This window comes from Prosthecobacter sp. (assembly GCF_044378005.1).
Classification (GTDB): Bacteria; Verrucomicrobiota; Verrucomicrobiia; order Verrucomicrobiales; family Verrucomicrobiaceae; genus Prosthecobacter.
Map to the genome: position 1 here is coordinate 18,913 of NZ_JBILYB010000053.1, position 21,013 is coordinate 39,925.

Annotated in this window: 17 protein-coding genes; 5 read left to right on the forward strand and 12 right to left on the reverse strand. The window is 60.0% G+C overall.

The genetic code is table 11. The features are described from left to right. Nucleotides 1–18: 18 nt before the first annotated feature. The 9 genes from atpH to AC6FTP_RS12365 all read right to left on the reverse strand — a co-directional run bounded on the left by atpH (nucleotide 19) and on the right by AC6FTP_RS12365 (nucleotide 9,614). Entirely contained in the window at nucleotides 19–414 is a 396-nt protein-coding gene (gene atpH / locus AC6FTP_RS12325) for an ATP synthase F1 subunit delta (RefSeq protein ID WP_497207220.1), read from the reverse strand. A 27-nt stretch (nucleotides 415–441) separates the two neighbouring features. Beyond that, a complete protein-coding gene (locus AC6FTP_RS12330) occupies nucleotides 442–981 on the reverse strand; it encodes a F0F1 ATP synthase subunit B (RefSeq protein ID WP_497207221.1) in 540 nt (179 codons plus the stop codon). A 115-nt stretch (nucleotides 982–1,096) separates the two neighbouring features. Beyond that, nucleotides 1,097–1,348, reverse strand: coding sequence for an ATP synthase F0 subunit C (locus tag AC6FTP_RS12335; protein WP_497207222.1), 252 nt, complete (start codon nucleotides 1,346–1,348; stop codon nucleotides 1,097–1,099). 77 nt (nucleotides 1,349–1,425) lie between these two features. After that, nucleotides 1,426–2,268, reverse strand: a complete 843-nt coding sequence (gene atpB, locus AC6FTP_RS12340) for a F0F1 ATP synthase subunit A (protein ID WP_497207223.1) — start codon at nucleotides 2,266–2,268, stop codon at nucleotides 1,426–1,428. Between the two features lie 320 nt (nucleotides 2,269–2,588). Continuing rightward, nucleotides 2,589–4,664 (reverse strand): ferrous iron transport protein B, encoded by a 2,076-nt coding sequence (gene feoB, locus AC6FTP_RS12345; RefSeq protein WP_497207224.1) that lies wholly within the window; start codon nucleotides 4,662–4,664, stop codon nucleotides 2,589–2,591. After that, a complete protein-coding gene (locus tag AC6FTP_RS12350; RefSeq protein ID WP_497207225.1) occupies nucleotides 4,661–4,903 on the reverse strand; it encodes a FeoA family protein in 243 nt (80 codons plus the stop codon). Before AC6FTP_RS12350 ends, feoB begins: the two co-directional genes overlap by 4 nt. Nucleotides 4,904–5,058: 155 nt before the next feature. Beyond that, nucleotides 5,059–6,105 (reverse strand): dihydrodipicolinate synthase family protein, encoded by a 1,047-nt coding sequence (locus tag AC6FTP_RS12355; protein WP_497207226.1) that lies wholly within the window; start codon nucleotides 6,103–6,105, stop codon nucleotides 5,059–5,061. 30 nt (nucleotides 6,106–6,135) lie between these two features. Then, entirely contained in the window at nucleotides 6,136–8,943 is a 2,808-nt protein-coding gene (locus AC6FTP_RS12360; RefSeq protein WP_497207227.1) for an AAA family ATPase, read from the reverse strand. Nucleotides 8,944–8,948: 5 nt separating this feature from the next. After that, complete coding sequence (locus tag AC6FTP_RS12365; protein WP_497207228.1) at nucleotides 8,949–9,614, reverse strand: hypothetical protein; 666 nt, start codon at nucleotides 9,612–9,614, stop codon at nucleotides 8,949–8,951. 139 nt (nucleotides 9,615–9,753) lie between these two features. On the opposite strand from AC6FTP_RS12365, the gene AC6FTP_RS12370 reads away from it, so the two are divergent. Both AC6FTP_RS12370 and AC6FTP_RS12375 read left to right on the forward strand, forming a co-directional pair. Next, nucleotides 9,754–9,984, forward strand: coding sequence for a type II toxin-antitoxin system Phd/YefM family antitoxin (locus tag AC6FTP_RS12370; RefSeq protein WP_497207229.1), 231 nt, complete (start codon nucleotides 9,754–9,756; stop codon nucleotides 9,982–9,984). Continuing rightward, entirely contained in the window at nucleotides 9,981–10,409 is a 429-nt protein-coding gene (locus AC6FTP_RS12375; RefSeq protein ID WP_497207230.1) for a type II toxin-antitoxin system VapC family toxin, read from the forward strand. The genes AC6FTP_RS12370 and AC6FTP_RS12375 overlap by 4 nt, the downstream gene beginning before the upstream one ends. Nucleotides 10,410–10,418: 9 nt before the next feature. Here AC6FTP_RS12375 and AC6FTP_RS12380 read toward each other — a convergent pair whose 3' ends face one another. The 3 genes from AC6FTP_RS12380 to AC6FTP_RS12390 form a co-directional block, all read right to left on the reverse strand. Continuing rightward, nucleotides 10,419–11,639 carry an exonuclease SbcCD subunit D C-terminal domain-containing protein gene (locus tag AC6FTP_RS12380; protein ID WP_497207231.1) on the reverse strand — a complete coding sequence of 407 codons (1,221 nt, stop codon included), beginning with the start codon at nucleotides 11,637–11,639 and terminating at the stop codon, nucleotides 10,419–10,421. 84 nt (nucleotides 11,640–11,723) lie between these two features. Continuing rightward, nucleotides 11,724–14,624: a DUF1549 domain-containing protein gene (locus AC6FTP_RS12385; protein WP_497207232.1), complete on the reverse strand. Its 2,901-nt coding sequence runs from the start codon at nucleotides 14,622–14,624 to the stop codon at nucleotides 11,724–11,726. A 105-nt stretch (nucleotides 14,625–14,729) separates the two neighbouring features. Then, nucleotides 14,730–17,159, reverse strand: a complete 2,430-nt coding sequence (locus AC6FTP_RS12390; RefSeq protein ID WP_497207233.1) for a PPC domain-containing protein — start codon at nucleotides 17,157–17,159, stop codon at nucleotides 14,730–14,732. Between the two features lie 151 nt (nucleotides 17,160–17,310). On the opposite strand from AC6FTP_RS12390, the gene AC6FTP_RS12395 reads away from it, so the two are divergent. The 3 genes from AC6FTP_RS12395 to AC6FTP_RS12405 form a co-directional block, all read left to right on the forward strand. Continuing rightward, nucleotides 17,311–19,278 (forward strand): bifunctional aldolase/short-chain dehydrogenase, encoded by a 1,968-nt coding sequence (locus AC6FTP_RS12395; protein ID WP_497207234.1) that lies wholly within the window; start codon nucleotides 17,311–17,313, stop codon nucleotides 19,276–19,278. A gap of 41 nt (nucleotides 19,279–19,319) precedes the next feature. Continuing rightward, nucleotides 19,320–20,168, forward strand: coding sequence for an MBL fold metallo-hydrolase (locus AC6FTP_RS12400; RefSeq protein WP_497207235.1), 849 nt, complete (start codon nucleotides 19,320–19,322; stop codon nucleotides 20,166–20,168). 47 nt (nucleotides 20,169–20,215) lie between these two features. Beyond that, a partial coding sequence (locus tag AC6FTP_RS12405) for a hypothetical protein (protein ID WP_497207236.1) occupies nucleotides 20,216–21,013 on the forward strand: 798 nt, incomplete at its 3' end.

The following is a 21,013-nucleotide window of genomic DNA, read 5'->3' on the forward strand; positions in this document are numbered from 1 at the left end:
ACTTTGGAACTCGGACGATTAGGAAAGGCTGGCTTTGAGGGCTTCGAGGCGGGCTTTGACTGAGCCATCCCAGACATCGGAACCGACCTTGACGCGGATGCCGCCGAGAAGCTCGGGGCTCACGAGGAACTCAAGGGTGAGTTCGCGGCCATACTTTTGGGAAAGGCTGGTCTTGAGATTGGCTTGGAGGTCAGCGGTCAGCGGTGTGGCGCTCTCGACGACGGCACGCTGGCGGTCGGTTTCCCCACGGACGAGGGAACTGAAGTTGTTCAGGATGCCCATGTAAGCGCGCGGCTTGGCCGCTGCGACCTTGGACACCACGGAGCGCACGCGCGAGTCATCCAGCTTGCCATTGACGAGGCAGGCTTTGAAAAGCTGGCGGGAACTGCGGCGGGCTTCCTTGCTGATTTTCATGACGTGAGGCAGAGCGACTGAAAGGGATTACAGGGAGACCTGGGCGGAGGTTTCCTGATTGATGCGGGTTTGGTCGTCGGTGTTGAGGACCTTGCCAGTAACGCGGCTGGTTGCGTCGGAGACCATGCGACCGAATTCGCGCTTGAGCTGGGCCATGAGCTGCTCGTGTTCGAGCGTGGCGGCCTCGCGGGCTTTGGCGATGATCTGGTTGGCTTCGTGAATGGCTTCCTGCTGGCGTTTTTCGGCCAAGGACTTGGCGCTATCACCAGCGTCCTTAATCATGCGATTGGCGTCGTCATTGGCTTTGTCGATGACGGACTTGGCGTTCTTCTCGGCTTCAGCGAGGTCTTTGGCGATCTTTTCGAGCTTCGCTTCACCATCAGCGATGCGCTGGCGGCGCTGCTCAAGCATGGCGAGGATAGGACCGAAGGCGAATTTCTTCAGAATGGTGTACACCGCCACGAAGATGAGGACCTGGGCGATGAACTTAGGCCAAGCGAGGCCGAATTTTTGCACGATTTCGTCCACCTGACCGGCAGCGATGACCGGGACGATTTTGCTGAACATGGGGGAGAGAAGTTCCATAGACTGAAGGTGGACGAGAAAGAGTGCGAACTTGCGAAAGGGAAAGGAAAAAGTGCGGCGGCGGGCCACTCAGGGCGACCCGCCGCTCGCGGGAGACTTACTTGCTGACGAAGAAGGCGAGAATGCCGAGACCTTCAGCGAGGGCCATGGCGATAATGCCGAGGGTCAGGATGTTACCGAAAGCGCCAGGGTTGCGGCCGACGGCTTCCACGGCCTTGGAGCCGATGAGGCCCACGCCGATTGCAGCGCCAGCGCCACCGATTGCTTGGGTGATATTACCGGCGATACCGGAGGCTTCAGCGCCATGAGCAGCAGCGGCTTGCGCCATCGAGATGAGTTCCATTGTCATAGTAGTATTCGAGTTGGTGTTGTTGTTTCGACCACATCCACGCGTAGCGCATGGTCCTGCGGGCAAAGGGTCAGAAATTAATGATGGTCGCCCTCCTCATGACCGTGATCGTCATGAGTGGTGGAGAGCTGGATGTAAACCGAGCAGAGGAGAGTGAACACGATGGCCTGGAGAAGACCGACGAGAAGCTCCATGAAGTAGAAAGGGAACGGGAAGAGCACGGCACCAATGAAGCTCCAGGGCATCCCAGCCTTGTCGAGCAAACCGCCCAAGGTGTGAAGCACGCTCTCACCAGCGAAGATGTTACCGTAGAGTCGGACAGAGAGCGTCATCGGACGGAGAACGATCGAGACGATTTCGATGACACCCACAAAGAGGAACACTGCACCGACCACCATGCCCATGATGCCTTTGAGGCCACCCTTTGGACCAAAAGTGTGGACGATGAATCCCCAGACACCCACTTCCTTGATCGTAAGAACCAGCCAGACGAGGAAAGCAGACACCGCGAGAGCCAGCGTTGCATTCAGGTCAGCCGTTGGCGGGCGAAGCAATGGGTCGTGGACTTCGGAAACACTAAACGGACCGGTGGCATCACCGAAACCAAGAGTTCCGACACCGGGAATCAGACCGAACCAGTTCGAGACGAGAATGTAGATGAAGAGCGTGCCCAGAAGCGGGAATGCCAGCTTTGCCTGCTTGTGACCGACAATGCCCTCAACACGACCATAAAGAAACTCGATGACGAACTCGAAGAAGTTCTGCGCCTTGTGCGGCACGAGAGTCATGTTGGTCGTAGCCTTCTTCGAGAAATAGAAAACGATTCCCAGAACACAAAGGCCGACGATCACCGAGTTGGTGATAAAGCTCAGAACATCAGCCCCAAACATCTCCGACGCCTTGGCGCTAACAGCTAGCACAGGCGAGAAAGGGAGGGAGGTCAAAGGCAATGCCATACGTGGGTGGGTCGGGAAGTTTGCGGAGTGGTTTTTAGCCGGGGGGGCGAGAGAGGCAAGGTTTATTTGTGAAATTTTTCACAAACTCATCCGTGCCTTGATTTTAAAGGCTTCCAGCGTTTTCGACCTATTTCTTTTGGTTCGGCTTTACGGGGCATCCGCAGCCACCGCCGCAACCCGCCTTTTTGCCCCGAAAAGCCCGCCAAATAAAGATCCCAGCCGTCAGACAAACGACGGCCAGAGCGGCGATGGATTGGTATTCTGGAGGCATATTGGGAGGTTCTTCAATACCCCATCGCTGTGCCGATCTGGAAGATCGCGAGGGCAAGCACATAGGCGGTGCCGGTCATGGCAGCGAGCTGGAACCACATCCAGCCCCAGGAACCAGTCTCGCGCTTCACGATGGCCATGGTGCTGACGCACTGCATGGCGAAGACGTAAAAGACGAGGAGGCTGATGCAGACGAGCGGGCAATAGACGGGCTTGCCGCTCGCCCGGGTCTCCTGGCGGAGGCGGTCGCGCAGCGGGGTCATGTCTTCTTCGTCCTCGGACTGCACGGCATAGACCACGGCCATGGTGTTCACGAAGACCTCACGAGCGGCGAAGCTTCCGATGAGGCCGATGCCGATCTTCCAGTCGTAGCCGAGCGGAGCGATCACGGGTTCGATGAGATGCCCGGCCTTGCCCGCGATGCTTTGCTCCAATCTGATGGAGGCATCGGGGGAGTCGCTCTTCGGGTAGGTGGAGGCCGCCCAGATGAGGATGGAGATGCCAAAAATGACCGTGCCTGCCCGCAGGAGAAAGGCCCGCGCCCGCTGCCAGACGAGGAGCAGGATGCCCTTGATGGAGGGCATCTTGTAGCTGGGCATCTCAAGAATCATGGGGGCGTTTGCTCCGCGCATGATGCCTTTATTCAAGATCCAGGCGAAGCCAAAAGCACCGAGCGTGCCGAGAGCGTAGAGGCCGACCATGATGCTGGCCTTGGCCCAAAGGGAGACGCTGTCTGGCATGAGGGCGCTGATGAGCAGCAGATACACAGGCAGCCGGGCGGAGCAGCTCGCCAGCGGGGCGATGAGGATAGTGATGAGCCTGTCCTTCGGGCTATCAATGGTCCGCGTGGCCATGATGCCGGGCACGGCGCAGGCGTAGGAACTGAGGAAAGGCAGGAATGCCTTCCCGTTCAGCCCGACCACGCTCATCAACCGGTCCATGATGAAGGCCAGCCGCGCCATGTAGCCGGTGTCCTCCATGATGCCGATGAAGAAAAAGAGGATCAAAATCTGCGGCAGGAAGATGACCACACCGGAGACGCCATTGATGGCGCCATCAACGATCAAGTCGCGCAGATCTCCCGGCGGCATGACGCCGGTGACCCAGCTCCCGAGTGTGGCAAAGCCAGTCTCGATCCAGCCCATGGGCCCCTCGGCGACCTTGAAGATGAGGTAGAAAAGGAAGACCAGGAAGGCGAGCACGAAGACGCCGCCGAACACGGGATGCAGCAGCCAGCGATCAAGCTTCTGCGTGATTGTCACGGGCTCCTGATCCGGGCGCACCAGCACATCGCGGCAGAGTTTTTCGATGGCGAAGTAGCGGTCGTTGACCAGCTGATCCTCCCAGCCGGGGTGAGCTTTTTCCAAAGCGGCACGGCCCCTCGAAATCTGCCCGAGTTGCGTGTCCTTGATCCCGGCGTGGAGCGGATCATGATCGGAAAGAAGGTAGAGCGGCTCCAGCAGAGAGCTTTTTTCCTGCACAGCTCCGGTGAGCACCAACTCGGCCCGGGTGGCGAGCACGGAGGCGCGGATTTCCTCAGGCAGCGGAGCGGAATGCCAGCGCGGCTGGGGCAGGTCCTCGCGGCTCATGGCGGACTTCAGCTCCAGCAGACCTTGGCCCGAAGTCGCCTGCATGGGGATGACGGGCACGCCGAGCTCTGCGGAGAGCTTTTTCACGTCAATCTGCCAGTTTTTGCCCTCGGCGATGTCGATCATGTTCAGCGCGATGACCGTGGGCAGGCCGAGTTCCAGGATCTGCGTGGCGAGGTAGAGGTTGCGCTCCAGGTTCGCCGCATCCAGCACGAGCACGACCTTGTCCGGCTTTGGCGTATCGCTGCGGCGGCCTAGCAAAACATCCCGCAAAACGGCTTCATCCGGGCTGCGGGCATTCAGGCTGTAGGCACCGGGAAGGTCGATCAGGCGGAGCTTCTTGCCATGCTGGCTCCAGCATTCGCCGATCTTCTTCTCGACCGTCACACCGGGATAGTTCGCCACCTTTTGGCGCAGGCCGGTGAGCAGGTTAAAGAGGGTGGTCTTGCCCGAGTTCGGGTTGCCGACGATGGCCAGCAGCGGGGAATCAGGTGCGCTCATGCTTCAGCCGGAGTGACGAGAATGTGCTCCGCCTCATGATTGCGCATCGCCAGATGGGACCCGCGCACGGTGATCTGAATCGGCTCCCCCAGCGGTGCCCGGCGCACCACCTCGACCTTTGCCCCAGGCGTCAGGCCGAGTTCGCGGAGTCGGGTCAGACCAGCGCGCCCGGTGGGCAGGCTGTGGATCACGGCGCTGCTACCGACTGGAAGGAGGGCCAGGGTGGAGGGAAGATGCATGGCTGTGTGCAATTGAGACGCTGTTTCAACGCACGGTTAGCGGCTGGCCTTTCGTTTGGCAAGCAGCGGAGTTTGGCAAATTCAGGGCCGATTCTGCCTCCCCTGCCCTCCTTGAAGCGTACCGGACGCGGTGCGAACGAGCTAGAAACCCCGATTTACGCCAGCCATTCGTCCCGATTTCCGGCCACGAAGGCATCGTCATTCAGGTGTGGATAGGCCGCATAGACACGGTCGATCTCGGCCAACTGCCCAGCGCTCAGCATTTCGTGCTCGTCCAGGCACCACAGCCCTTCCAAGAGACCCTGCCGCCGCAACACCACGTGCAGTCCGGCGATGCAGCCCGCGAAGCCATTCGCCGCATCAAAGAAGGCCGCGTTGCTGTCCGTAACCTCAATGGCCAGCCGCAGCATCTCCGCCGGAATCGGCTGCCCGCTTTGACTGAGCTTGCAGCACTGCTCATGCAACTCCACTGCCCGCCGAGTCCAGACCGACCAATGCCCCAGCAGCCCACCGACGATCCTTTTCTCCTGGCCGGCAAACCGATGCGGCGTGAGCAGGTCGAGCACGATGTTGTCGTCATTGCCCGTGTAGAGCGCGATGTCCTCCCGCCCGGCCTCGGCCACCGCGCGGATGACATCCAGCGTCTGGTAGCGATTGAAGGGCGCCATCTTGATCGCCACCACGTTCGGAATTTCGGCAAAACGTCGCCAGAAAGAGAACGGCAGCACACGTCCGCCGACTGCCGGTTGCAGATAAAACCCCACCACAGGAATCACCTCCGCCACCGCACGAGCATGATGGATCAGCTCATCTTCCGTCACCTCTCGCAGCGCGCCGAGACTCAGCAACCCCGCATCATACCCGAGCGACCGCAGCAGTTCCGCCTCAGCCACGGCCTGCCCGGTTTGACCGCAAATGCCACCCACCCGCAGATGTCGCCGCCCATGCCGGACATCCGCTGCGCGAAGCTCCTCCGCCGCGAGTTCGAGCACAGGCTGGAAGAGCCCATGCCTCGGCTCACGAATGGCAAACTGCGTCGTATGCACGCCCACCGCCACCCCGCCGGAACCCGCCGCCGTGTAGTAACGAATCAACGCCCGCTGGCGGCGTTCATCCAGCCGACGAGACGAAGTCAAAGCCAGAGGGCAAGCCGGGATCACCTGCCCAGCAAGAAGGATGGATCGGAGTTCAGAGTCGTTCATAAAAAAGAAAGCATCCAAGTCATACGCATCTCAAGCCACGACCTCGATCCGGCTTGTGCCCCCTGCCCCACGCACCACCCGCACCTGTGTGGAAAGTCGCTCCTTGAGCAAATCCACATGCGAGATGAGCCCGATGGTCTTCCCGCGTGAGCGCAGATTTTCCAACGCACTCAGCGCCACCTCCAGCGTCTCCGAGTCCAGCGTGCCGAAGCCCTCATCAATGAACAGAGAATCAATCGGATGATGCCGGCTCGCCAGCTCGCTCAGGCCCAAGGCCAGTGCCAAACTCGCGAGGAAGCTTTCGCCGCCTGACAAGCTCTCCATCGGCCGATCTACATTCGCCTGATACAGATCGACGATGCGAAGATCGAGTTCATCGCCCGGCGCGGCCATCAGGCGGTAGCGCTCCGCCAGCACCTTGAGATGCTCGTTCGCCAGCCCGATGAGCTGCCGCAGCGTGAGCGACTGCGCAAAGCGCGAGAACTTCGCACCATCCGCCGAGCCGATCAGCTCCTTCAAGCGCCCCCACCTCAGCGCCTCGGCCTCTGCGGCTTGCAACTCCGCTCCACCGGCCTCGCGACGCTTCCGCGCCTCGTCATCATTCTTCACCTGCTGCTCCAACGAGCCCACCTCGGTGCGCTTCGTGGCAAAGGCCTCGTGCAGCGCCTTCGCCGTCGTTTCCAGCTCGGCCAGAGCCTCCGCGTTCAACACCTTTTGATCCGCCAAAGGCCTCCGTCGCGCTTCGAGCTGCTCCACCTTCGCTTTCAGCGCCGCGAGATCGGTTTGCAGCTTCGTGAGCTTCGCCTCCGAATCGCGCAGGACCTTCTCCGCCGTCGAAACCTTCGCCTCATGCTGCTGGCGATCCTCCACCAGTGTCTGGCCGCCGAGCAGCTCGCTCAATTGCACCTTCAACGCATCCGCCTTCATCCGCAGCGACACGCCTTCGGCCTTCAACTCCTCCAGCCGCTTCGTCTTCGCCGACTCATCCGCCTTCGCGAGCTGGATCTCGCCCTCCAGCTTCTGCCGCTCGCTGCGCTGCTGCGCCGCATCCTGATGTTTCTTCGCAAACGTCGCCACCCGCTTCTCCAGCGCATCGAGTTCACGCTCGACATGTAAAACGAGTTTTCCAACTCGTTCCGCCTCCTCATCACGAGTTAGAAAACTCGTGCTACGTCTCGCCTGCTCTTCCGCGGCCTCCAGCGCAGCCACATCGGGCACCACGATCTCGCCCAGCGCCTTCCGCATCTCCGCCACCCGCTTCGTCTCCGCACCCATCTCCGTCTCCACCTTCGCCAGCTCACGCTCCAGCATCGCCAGATCGCGATTCGCCTTCTCGCACTGCTTCTCCAAGGTCATGAGCAGCTTCCGGGCAGTCTGAAGCTGCGTGTCAAAACTAGCCCCGTTCGTCGCGAAGGGATGCTCACTGGCTCCGCAGAGCGGACAAGGCTCGCCGGGCTTCAAATCATGCCGATGCTCGTCAAAACCCGCCACCCGCTCCGCCTGCCGCGTCACCTTGCGCTGCGCTTCGAGAGCCCTCGCGAGCCGCTCCAGCTCAGCGCGATCCGTTTGGGCCTTCGCGGTGCTTTCCGCCGCTTTTTTCGCCAACGCCGCCGCCTGCGTTTCCGCCTCGGTGATCTTCACATGCATCGTTTGCGCCTCCGCATGACGCTTCCGGCCTTCCGCCAGCTTTTCAAAGGCCGTGCGCCATTCACGGACGGCCACGCGCAGCTTCGGCAAACGCTCCGCCAGCTCCGCATCGGCCGCGTTTTGCTTCAGCCATGCTTCCAGCGTCTGCGCTGCCTCGTTGTGCGCCGCGAGCGCTTTCTCCGCCGCTTCGCGACGTGACGCCGCCTCCTTCTGCTCCTTCGCCCAGGTTTGATACGTCGCGCGACTCTCCGCGAGCTGCTTTTCGAGCTGATCGCTCTGCGCCGCCATACCAGCGGCTTGTTCCCACACCGGCTCACGTTTCGTGCGCTGCTGCTTCGCCTCTTCAGCCAGCGCTTCGACCTTCAAAACCTCCGCCGCAGCCTGCGCCTGCGAAGTTTGGAGCTGCTGCTCCGTCGCGGCCAGCTTCGTCAACTCGGCCACGATCGCCGCATGCTCGCGTTGATCATGCCAGAGCTTCGTCGCGGCCTGGCTTTCGGTCGTGAGACGTTCGGCGGTCGTGCGAGTCTCGGTGAGATCTGTTTCCAGCTTCGTCCGCGCTTCGTCATCCAGCACCGACACCGCGCCGAGGCTGGCTTTGAGCTGCTTCACCAGCTCGTCCTTCTGGCGATGCGTCTCGTAGGCCAGCACAGAGAGGTCGCTGTAGATTTCGGTGCCCGTGATCTTCTCCAGCAACTCCGCCCGCTCATTCGGCTTCGCCTTCAAAAACGCCGCGAACTGGCCCTGCGCCAGCAGCACGGACCGCAGAAAGCGCTGCGCATCCAGCCCCGTGAGCGATTCGATCATCGGGTCCACCTCGCGACCTTTGTCCGCCAGGATCTCGCCCGTGGTGGCATCCGCCAGCGTGCGCTGCACCGGCTTCAAATTGCCCGTTTTCGTCTTCCCCAGCCGCCACGTCGCCCGCAGCCGACGCCCGCCCGTCTCGAAATCCACTTCGGCAAAACACTCCATCGTGTGCCGGCTCATCATCTCATCCGCCTTGTCATTGCCATAACGCGCCGCCCGGCCATACAGCGCCAGCGTCATCGCATCCAGCAAGGTCGATTTCCCCGCCCCCGTCGGCCCCGTGATGAGAAACACCCCCGCCGCACTCAACGGCACCTCATCAAACCGCACGACATGCTCCCCGCTGAGCGAGTTGAGATTCTGGAGTCGGACGGCGAGGAGGCGCATGAGGGCTAGCTGATAGTGCGGGTGATTTCTGCCATGAACGCACTCCACCGCTTAGCAAAGGGCGTCTCAGCCGAGAGGCGGTTCGTGATCGGGTCGTAAAACTTGTCCAACGAGCCATACCATTCGAACGCAGGGAACCAAAGCTCGGATAGTGTGGTCAAAAAATCCTCATAGGATTCAGCTAGACGCCTCCAGTCGCCCGCACCTGACTCATGATCCAGATAGTAGATCGCTCCGCGCTCTCGCTCACCGATCAGTTCCACAATAAGGTCGCCAGTCATGATCCCGAATACGGGGAAAATCTCGCTGAAGTCGAAGGGGTTCGGTGCTGGACGGTAATCTTGCCAGTGAGTGAAGGAGTGCTCCCACCCATCAAGCTTGTTCATATCCGTTTCATAGAAGTTGAATTCGAATTCTCCTGATCTCGGGAAATCATCTTCGAATGTCGACTGAGAAATGATCTCTGGCATGAGGTCCCAACGCAATTCCAAGCGAGAAGCGACTGCACACGCAAAATTCCTGATTCCTTGAGGTATCGGGCGTGTCACCTGCTTCTGCCTCCAGTTCACCTGCTTCAAAGTGGCGAGTTTGCTGTACTTGAACGTAAACTCCGATGATATGCCGGATAGGAGCGCAGCTTTAGCGGACCATTTTTCACGAGTGATTGTCATGGTGCGTATATCAGAAGGGCGAGTTAAGATTCTGAAGTCGGACGGCAAGATGGCGCATGGGTGGGGTGATGCTAGCCAGTTTGCTTCATGATGGAAACAGACAGATTGCCAGACTTTGCATTGCCCGTATTCTTCCGGCATGAAAACAGCCACGATTCAGCAGCTTCCCATGCAGTGGACAGACATCCTTCGTTGGGTGACCGACGGCGAGGAAGTGCAGATCACCGACCGTGACAAGACCGTCGCCCGAGTGTTGCCGCCTGCGCCCGCTGCGCCAGACTTTCTGGCTCGTGCCCAGGCCATCTGGGGTGAACAGCCCGAAGGGACAGCGCTAAGCGCGCTCGTGGAGGAGGGGCGCGGAACGCGATGATCTACTTGGACACCGGTTGCCTGGTCAAACTCTACTACCCGGAGCCGGAAAGTGCGGCGGTGGTCCGCCGAGTGGCTGGCAGGCCGGTGTTTTACACGCCGCTGCATGAACTGGAGCTGACCAATGCGCTGAATCAGAAGCGCTTTCACCAGCAGGCCACGGAACAGCAGGTAACCGCCGCACTCGCACTGATTCAGGCAGACCTTGTCTCCGGCGTGCTCGTTGCACCGGCCTCGGCCTGGCAGACGCATTTCCAATCTGCGGTGCAGCTTTCGATGTCTCACACGCCGTCGATTGGTTGTCGTTCGCTCGACATCCTTCACTGCGCGATAGCTGCTGACCTTCAGGCGCTGGAGTTCATCACCACCGATGGCAGGCAAAGCCGTCTGGCACAGGCGATGGGTCTGACGTGGTCGGCGTTGTGACGCGAAGAATCACGCCGTCATCTTCACCTCCCTCAACGCCAGCAGCTCATCAAAGACGGTGGTGAGTTCGTCGCCTTCGATGTGCTTTTCGTGGAGGAGTTCGCGGAAGACGTCGCGGGGCTGGAGGTCGTGGAGGGTGGGGGCGGTGGATTGCCAGGGGGCGGTTTCGGAGACGGGGAGGTCGGCGAGAACCTTTAATATTTCGAAACGACCGGCGGCGGCTTCGCGGACCTGGCGGTCGAGATCGGGCTCGGGGGCGTCGAGCTTCACGGTGACCTCGACCCAGGCTCCGGCGGGCACGTTGGCGAGATCGACGGCGAGCGTGGCGCGGCTTGCTTTCACGCGGACGAGGGCACGGGTGTTGGGGATGGGAAGAAGTTTTACACCGCGGAGGTTAGAAGACCGCAGAGATGAGTTTTGTGATTCTGAACTCTGCAACGTTCCCATCTCTGCGGTGTGATCGGCTTGGGTGTCGATGATGACGACGGATTTGGCATCGGCGGCTTCGGAGAAGCTGAGGGGGATGGACGAGCCGCTGTAGCGGATGGTTTCTTGCCCGGCGACACGTTGCGGGCGGTGGAGGTGGCCGAGGGCGGTGTAGTCGAAGCCGTCAAAAATGTCCGCGCCGACGCAGCCGAGGTTGCCGATGTGGATGTCGCGCTCGCTGTCGCTGGTGGTGACGCCGAGGACGGTGAGGTGGCCCATGGCGATGACGGGGCGCCCCTGCGCGACTTCGCGGCAGGCAGCGAGCTGCGCGGTGTAGTGGGCGCGGATGCTGGCGCGGACTTGCTCGTGTACGGTGGTGATCGTTTCGCCGACGGCGGCCTGGCGGAGGTCACGCTCACGCAGGAAGGGCACAGCGGCGACGACGGCTCCGCCGAGATCGACAAGGTTGTTTTCGCCCGCGTGGCCGAACACATGCACGTCGAAGCGGCGCAGTAGATCACGCGGTGCGTTGAGGTGGGAGGCGGAGTCGTGATTGCCGCCGGTGATGACGGCTTTGACCGTTTGGAGATCGGCGAGGCGCTTCAGGAAGTCGAAGTAGAGCGCGACGGCCTCCTGCGGCGGATTGGCGGCATCGAAGACATCGCCACTCAGGAGTAGGGCGTCGATTTTTTCGGTGCGGAGCGTTTCGATGAGCCAGTCCACGAAGGCCGCGTGCTCAGCCAGGCGATCCCGCTCGATGAGGCGGGCACCAAGATGCCAGTCGGCGGTGTGGAGGAGGCGCATGAAGCTTTGTAGAGAGATCGCGGGTAAAAACAAGAAAGCGGACGTTTCCGTCCGCTTTCGAGTGAGTTCTGATGGCCTAGCCGATCAATGATTGAAGTAGAACTCCTTGGAGTTCATGAGCGCCCAGAAGACGTCTTCGAGGGCTGGCTGACGCTGATCTGCGGCGTTGGCGAGCGTTTGCTGGATGGTGGCCCATTCCTTGTCTTTCGGCAGGCGGCCAAAGACGCGGAGGTAGAGGTCATCGACGATCTCGCGGTCGGTCTTCTTCTCGGCAATCATCGTAGCGACGACTTTGCCCTGCTTGATTCGGTCGTTCACGGCATCGCCATTCATGAGGTGGAGAGCTTGGGAAAGCGTGGGCTCCATCTTCACTTCGCAGGAGCACACGGACTCACGCTTGGCACGGCCAAAGGTGGTGAGGAAGTAATTGCTCACAGCACCATCAGCGATCTGCACGGCGCGGGCACCGATGGGGAGGCCCTGGAACTTGTTCGGCGTATCGGTGATCTGAGAGATGGCATCCAACAGGATCTCAGCACGCACACGACGGACGAGAGCATGGGAGAAGTTCTTCTTATCGCTGGCGTTGGTCTCGTTGACCTTCGTACTGCGCTGGTAGGTCATGGAGGTGCAGATGTCCTTCACGAAGCGGCGGAAGTCGTATTTGTAATCGGTGAGGTTTGCCGCCAGGGCGGTGAGAAGCTCTGGATTCGACGGAGGATTCGAGACGCGCACGTCATCGACAGGATCGACGATGCCGACACCGAAGAAGTGAGCCCAGACGATATTGGAGATGTTGCGGGCGAAGAAGGGGTTCTGCGGGGAGGCAATCCACTCAGCGAGGATCTTGCGGCGGTCTTCGCCGGGCTTGATCTCTGGGGTTTCGCCACCGAGGAACTTGGGCTTCATGACGGCCTGGGTGAGGAAGTGGCGGGATTCGCCGCCCTTGCTGTTGTAGATGATGACTTCCTGCGGGTCGTCGGTCTGCTTGCGGCCGATCTGGGCGAAGAAGGCCTTGAATCCGTAGTAGTCATCCATCGTCCAGCGATCGAAGGGATGGTTATGGCACTGGGCGCACTGAATGCGCATGCCCATAAAGACCTGGGCGATGTTTTCGGTAAGCTTGAGCTGATCGATTTCGGTCTGGTAGAAGTTCACCGCCGGGCTGGAAACGGTGCCACCCGTGGAGGCGACGAGTTCCTTCACGATCTCATCAAGCGGGACATTCTTGCCGATGCGGTCAGCGATCCAGTTGTAGTAGAGGAGCGCATTTTTGTAGAAGGGCGGCTGGTTGTTATTAATGGCGGAGCGGATCTGCAGCAGCTCAGCCCACTTCATGACCCAGAGTTCGGTGAACTCTTTGCGCTGAGTCAGAGTATCGATCAATGCCTCACGTTTCTTCGGATTCTGGTCAGCGAGGAAGGTGCGGATATCGGCGGGCGGCGGATACATGCCGATGACGTCGATGTAGGCTCGGCGGACGTATTCTTCATCCGTGCAGATGCCGCTGGGGAGGATGCGCAGCTTGTGGAGGTTTTCATCGACGTGCTGGTCGATGTAGTTTGTCTCTGCAAGTTTCGGACGCTCATACTTGAGCTTGTCGGGGATGACGAGCACCTGGGAAGTAACGCTATACACGTTGAAGCGGGCGAGCACGAAGGCAACGCCACGATCACCACTGGTGACGAGGGCTTCCTTGTTGATGGAGGCCGTGGGGTCGTTGTTCGACATGAAGAGCGCGAGGTCGGTCACGTCGCGGTCGGTGCCATCAGAGTAGGTGGCGCGGACGGTGAACTGCTGCGTGTTTCCAGCACCTTCGAGAACGACCTGTTTCGGGAAAAGTTCGATGCCTGTGACTTTGGCGATGCCAGGCTGGTCGTTCTGCGCGCCGTTGCTGATCCACTCGAGGATGTCTTTGTTGTACTTCGACTCGGGGGTGTAGCACTGATTGCCAGTGTGCGGGACGGCACCGATGGCTTTCTCGACGAGCGTGCTTTCCTCAGGAATGGCAAGATTCACACGACGGCCGACCATCTCGCGAGTGATGCGGATGTAGTCACCATCGGGGTCCATGCCGAAGAGGCTGAGGCGGAAGCCATCTTTTCCACGAGCAGCGCCGTGGCAGCCGCCCTGGTTACAACCACCGCGCAGCCAGACGGGCATGACATCAAGATGGAAGGAGATAGGGCGGTCTTTTTTACCATTCTTGACGGCGACGACGGCCTTCACGGTCTGACCGCCGATGTCAGCAAGGACCTCGGTGCTGCCGGCATCAGCAGCGGGCTTCAAAACATCACCTTCGAGTTTGGCGATGTTGCTATCAGCGATACGCAGGTTTGAGAAGCGGGTGACATCGCGCGTCGTCGCATCATTGAAGGTGGCCATGACGATCACGCGGTGGGAGTCGCGCTGAGTTTCGAGCGTGTATTTATCCGGGAAGATCTCCACCTTCGTGAGCGCAGGCAGCTTCTCTGTGAGGGCGGCGAGCGCCTTTTGTTCAGCCGGTGATTTATATCGCAGCGCAAGACCTTGGGGCCACTTAGCACCTTCAGCGATCCATTGCTTGAGCAAAGCGACCTCGTTCGCCGCGAGCGGCCCGCCTTTGGGTGGCATGATGTCGTCATGATCTGCGGCGAGGACGATACGCTTGATGAGGCTGCTTTCGTCAGGTTTGCCAGGAACGAGCGCTGGGCCGCCTTCGCCGCCTTTCAGCATGGCCTCGGCAGTGTCCATGAGGAGTTCACCCTTCACTTTGGAGGGGTTGTGGCATTCGAGGCATTTTGCTTCGAGCACGGCCTGCACTTTCGAGAAATCCACATGCGTTGGAGCAGCCGGAGCTGCTGCGACGACGGGGGCAGGCGCAGCGGCCTGTGGTACAGCCGCAGGTGCCGGAGCCGCAGCAGACGCGGGATTACCAAAGCCAGATCCAGCCACCGAGAAGAGGGCCGAACTGAGCAGGAGGGTATGACGGAGGGGGGATGTCATGGGAATGTAACTGTGCGTTGCGGAAACCTACGCGTGAACGTGGGAGTTTATCTCAAATGTGAAAAAAGTCGTTGGGTGCGATGAGCTTCAGGCATCCATATTAACTTACTTCCCACCCGCAGCTTCTTGGCGGAGCTGCTCCAGACGGGAAAGTGGCTTCGGAGCGGCTGGCTTCGGAGCTTCTTTGGGCTTGGCTTCGGCGACAACGACGGGCTTCGGCGCGGCGGCTGGGGCTTTGCGCGGAGCATCAATGCGGAGAATGGAGCCGATGGCGATGCGATGAAGCGTGGTACCACCTTCGACTGGCACATCGACCTGAACGAAGAGGTTGCCCTGCTTGCCGACGGGAGATTTGTCAGTGGTGATGACCTTAAAGGCGACCTCTTTGGTGTCCTTGTTGATCTTCGCTGGCTCGATCTGGATGGTGTCGGGGACGCCGACGAGCTGAGCGTTGGCTTCGCCATTGAAAGGTTTCAGATGCTCGACCTTGGCGACCATGATGGTTTCCTTACCCTGTTCCACAGCAGTCAGCGCGATGGCTGGAGCACTCATGTAGGCGGTGTCGGTCTTGATCTCGCAGAAGGGGGAGGCGTTATAGACACGGCCATTGCCTGCATCGACTTCGCCCATGACGACAAAGTTCCAAGTGCCGACGCCGACATTGGCATTCGCGTCGAGCTGGAAGGTGCATTCGTTTTGACCTTCGGCGATGGTTTGCTCGCCGAGGCCGCTGATGCCTGGTGGCTTCCATGGCATGAAGATACGGATGGCGTTTTTGAAGCCTTCCTTGCGCTTGCAGGTGACTTTCATCTGCATCACGCCATTCGCGACGAGGGGCACGGTGGGCTTGACGATTTCGAGGGAGTAAGGAGCTTCTTCGACGACAGCGATGGGCAGTTTGTCCTCGAACTCGGTATAATAGACGACGTTGCCAGAGCGGACGATGTCGAACTCCTGGCGCATCTTGCCGATGATCTTTTGCGCGGGATCGACGGGCTTGAGCGTGACTGGCACCACAGCACCACCGAGAGGGGCATCTGCTGCTGCCTCAAACATGAGCGGCATGGAAGGCTGATCCTTGGGAGCGAGATCGGAGAGCATTTTCACGCCTGCTGGCAGACCAGGGGCATCGAATTTGAAGTCGCCGCTGACAGCGCTGCGGCTGAAGTTTTGCAGCAATACCATGCGTCCACCACGTGGGATGGCGACGAACTGGCGATACTGGGAGTCGTTCACCGTGTAATGCGGTGAGGCAAAGGTGAGAGAGGGCTGGCTGGCGACGAGTTCCAGGCGATACACGTAATTCGGACCACCACGGTCGAGGTGGTCAGTGACTCGGACAAAGTAGTCGCCATCGGCGGGAATGCTGAGTGTCTGCTTGCTGTCGAGACGGCGGCGGCCACCGCCATCGTCGTTACCGCCGAGGCTGCCGCCTTTGTCGTTGTACACATTCACCACGGAATCGAGCGGGGAGCCGAGGCTCTGGGCGTAGGCTTGCAGGACGACTTGCTGACCTTTTTTGAAGGGCACCTTGAAGTAATCAACGTCGCCGGGCTTCTCGATGATGCCGTTCAAGGCGATTGGCTCGCCGGTAGGAGACGCGGTGGCCTTGGCCTGCTCTTCATTGGGCTCGACTTCCAGCACGTTGTCATAGCCGACCAGACGGAAAGGATTGCCCGAAGGAGCCGGCTCCTGGGTCTTGGAGAGAATATTGAAGCCGGGATCTTCCTCGGCGGGAAGCTGGGCTTCTTCTTCAAAGAAACTGTCCTTTTCAATGAAGCGCACCTTGGTCTTCGAGCCAATCTTGCCACCCGCAGGATAGACCACGTCCGGGCGGCGATAGCTGCCGACGTGCAGGCGATAGTAATTGTTGCCGCCGCCACGATACGAGGACTCGCGGATCATCACGAAGTAGTCGCCATCGTATTCGGCGACGAAGGAGCAATACCCGTCCTGGCGGTGCAGGATGGTGTCATCGGAGAAGCTCTTCTCGAAGCGGTCCTTATCGATGATTGCGATGTAAGGATCGAAGGTGGTGTAGCCGAGGCGAAGTCCGTCAGCCTCGACACTGATGCGCTGGCCTTTTTTGGCGGTGATTTTGTAGTAATCGACATCTTCATTCAGCACCACGCCTTCGATGGTCTGATTGAACTGGATCACTTGGGCGGCATCCATCTCGCTGTTCGGCTCCTTTTCTTCCACATTCGTGAAGGGACCGACGAAGAACTGGCGCATGTGGGAGATGCCCGACTTCGTGCGGATGCGGACGAGGTGATTTCCCAGAGGCACCTCAGGGGCGACGGCGATGGTGAGTTGCACTTTGTTCGCCTCCACCTTCTCCACGCTCTTCTGCGTGATGCCGGGGGAAAAGAACATCAGGCTCTCGAAGTCAGCGAGGCGGCTACCTGTGACGGTGAGCTTCCATTCCGCACCGCGCGGCCCGCCATTCGGGATCGTGGCGGTAAATTCCGGGTAGGCGGCGAAGGAGAGTGTCGCAGCAGCAAAGAGGGACGTGATGAGAAGACGGGGGGTCATGACCCGAACTCATACGCGCGTACTTTCCATAAAATTTCGTTTCTGTGAAAAACCCTTCCAGCCTCTTCCTGGCTTTGTTCGCCGGGCGGTGGATTCCGTCTTGCGCCTGACATTGAAAGAAGCTCCCTTCGCGCCCCTCACTCTCCCGCACATGCACAGCCTTTGGAACGACACAGAAGCCGCCACTTTCGGAACCGACCTGCTCGGTCAGCGCGTTTACACCAGCCGCCTCCTTGGCCGGAATCCCGCCCTAGTCCTTCATGGCGGTGGCAATACCTCGGTCAAAGTCACTGAGAAGGACTACTTCGGGGATTCCGTCGATCTTTGCTATGTCAAAGGCAGCGGCTGGGATCTGGCGACCATCGAGCGTGAAGGCTTCTCCCCCGTCCGCATGGAGGCCCTGATCAAAATGTCCAAACTCGCGACTATGAGCGATGAAGACATGGTTCTCCAGCAGCGCGCTGCGATGACGAATCCGAACGCGCCTGCCGCGAGCATCGAGGCGATCCTGCACGCCATCCTGCCCTTCAAATTCGTCGATCATAGCCACGCGAACGCCATTTCCGCCCTCACCTGCGCCGCCGATGGCGAAGCCCGTGTGAAGGAAGTGTATGGCAGCCGTGTCATCATCGTGCCCTATGTCATGCCGGGCTTCATTTTGGCCAAAACCATCGCCGAGCTTATCGCCGGGCGTGACCTGCGCGCTGAGGGCATCCAGGGCATGGTTTTGCTAAAGCACGGCCTGTTCACCTTCGATGATGACGCCCGCAAGAGTTACGAACTGCACATCGAGATGGTCACGATGGCGGAGGAATACCTTGCCAAAAAGGGTGGCAAGTCCGCCAGTGCCGAAGCCAGTGAAGACCTCATGGCTTTGGCAAAGTTGCGTCAGGCCGTGTCCAAGACCCGTGGCTTCCCGCAGATCGCCCGCCTCAATGCTTCCCCCGAAGCCGTCGGCTATGCGGGCATCACAAACGTCGCCGATTTCGGCACACGCGGCCCTTTGACGCCAGACCACAGCATCCGAACAAAGCGTGCGCCTGCATTCATCGGCGAGGACCTCGAAGCGAGCGTGCAGAAGTTCGCCGATGACTACGCGGCTTACTTCCAGCGTCATGCCAAAGGCCAGACGATGCTCGATGCGGCCCCGCGTTTCGCGATCTGGCCAGGCAAAGGCATCGTCAGCTTTGGCGACACCTTGAAGGACGCCAAGATCGTCGCCGACATCGCCGAAAGCACCGCAGCAACCGTCCAGCTCGGTGAAGCCGTCGGTGGATGGGAACCGCTGCCGGAGAAGGACATCTTCGAAATCGAGTATTGGGATCTGGAGCAGGCCAAACTGCGCAAAGGCCCGGCCCGTAAGGTGCATCAGGGCAAGGTGGCGCTCGTCACCGGTTGCGCGGCTGGCATCGGCTTTGCCATCGCGGAGTCGCTGGCGGAGCAAGGCGCGCAGGTCGTCGGGCTCGACATCGACAAGGAGATCCCCGACATCATGAAGAAGATCGGCGGCATTGGCATCGTCGTGAACCTTACCGAGGACCAGCCCGTCCAGGACGCCATCGATTTCACCGTGCGCGAGTTCGGCGGCATCGACATCGTCGTCAGCAACGCCGGCATCTTCCCGAAAAATGATCATCTCGACGCCATGGCCCAGACCGATTGGGACCGCACGATCATGATCAACCTCACGAGCCATCAGAAGCTCATGAACAAGGTCATTCCCTTCGTAAAGCAGGGCATCGACGCCAGCATCATCTTCGTCGGCAGCCGCAACTTCAAAGCCCCCGGCCCTGGTGCCTCGGCTTACTCCTGCTCGAAGGCCGCACTCACCCAGCTTTGTCGCGTTGCCGCGCTCGAACTGGCCCCGCACAAGATCCGCGTCAACATCGTGCATCCCGACGCCGTCTTCGACACGAAGCTCTGGACCCCCGAAGCTCTGCAAAAGAGCGCAACCCGCTACGGCATGACCGTCGAGGAATACAAGACCAAGAACCTGATGAAGGTGGAGATCAAATCCAAGGACATCGGCAACATGGTCAGCGCCATGGCCTCGCCGCTCTTCGCCAAAGTCACCGGAGCACAGATCCCGGTCGATGGTGGCAATGATCGTGTGATCTAAGTTCGCGAATTCCAGTCTGAAGGCCAGCCATCTCCCGCCCGATGATCCAGCCAGTCCAGAGAGATGATGCCTTGCTCGCCGACATCGCCAGTGTCGGCAGCGAGGACTCTGATCTCCATGTTTGGTGGCTCGGGCAGAGTGGTTTCCTGGTCAAGGTGGCGGGCTCATCGCTGCTCTTCGATCCCTACCTCTCGGATTCGCTGACGAAAAAATATGCCGCCACGGACAAGCCGCACACCCGCATGACGGAGCGCTGCATCGCGCCTGAACGACTGACCGACATCCGCCTCGTCACCGCCAGTCACATCCACACGGATCACCTCGATGCCGAGACCTTGGTGCCGCTAGCGCAGAGTAATCCTGACTTCACCCTCTTCCTTCCTGCACCCATTTTAGAAGAGGGCAGACAACGCCTCAATGATGCGCCTATTCAGCTCCAGCCCTTCTGTGAAAACACCCAATGGCATGGCGACTGGGTCATCACTGGAGTCGCCTCCGCCCACAATGATCTGAAGCGCAATGAGTTCGGCCAGTGCCACTACCTCGGCTTCATCGCCCAGCGTGGAGGCTTCACGATCTATCACAGTGGCGACACCCTCTGGCATGAGGAGCTGATGCCAGCGCTCCAGCGCTTCCAGATCGACCTCATGCTCCTGCCGATCAATGGCAACAAACCCGAGCGTCGTGTCTCCGGCAATCTCAACGGCACTGAAGCCGCCGCGCTCGCCAAAGCCTGTGGCGCGCGAATGGTGGTGCCTTGCCATTACGACATGTTCACCTTCAATACCGAGACGCCTGACGAGTTCGTCAGCGTCTGCCAGCGCCTCCAGCAGCCCCATCATGTGATGCAGTGCGGCGAGCACCTCACGCTGAAACGGAGCAAGAGGTAAAATTCCGCCGCTTGCTCCAAGCCCTTCCCATGACTATCCCCTTCCCCATGCCAGCCCGCCTTTTCCTTCTCCTGCTTTGCTTGATCACCTCACTGCCGCTGCACGCGCAGGAGCCTGACCTGCGACTGAAACTCGAGCGCGCCTACGAGCAGTGGCGCTCTGCCGTGGTGGCCCAGGATGCCCGTGCCTGGGCGGCGGCGATCACCATGCATCGTCAGGTCATCACCAGGAACACCGTCATCAGCCAGGGGCTCGCGTTTCCGAAGTCCGTCTTTGAAACCATGCTCGCTCCCGCAGACACCAAGCCGCTTCGTCTGCTGGAAGCCCAGGCCGTGGGCGATACCGCACACCTGCTCTACTTTGGCAAAGTGAACATGGGCGGCGATCCAGAGCAGATCCCTGAGAGCCTGCTCGTGCTGAAATTCTTCCGCCAGGACGGTGCCTGGAAGTTCGACAGCAACAAGCTCGTGCAGCTCGCCACCCAGCCCGAGGTGCGTGCCAAACTGCTGCGCAACGAACCTGCCGACTTCCTCGACCTGCCTGAGTTCACCCCGCCAGGCACACCACCAGCCACACCACCACTAAGCCCAGTGCCTGACTACATCACCGGCTGCACCGTGCAGTCCGTCGGCTACGAGACAGAGATCCAGGTGAATGGCTTCGACCACTACGCCGGGGACAACACGCTCAAGTTCTTCATCCTCGGCGGCCTGAAAAAGGGCGACAACCAAATCACCCTTAACGCTAGGCCGATCGACGTGCCCAAAGACGTCACCCGCTCCCTCGAAATCGACTTCTTCGTCAAACCCCAGGCAGCGGGCGAGCAAGGACGCCGCGTGTTTCAC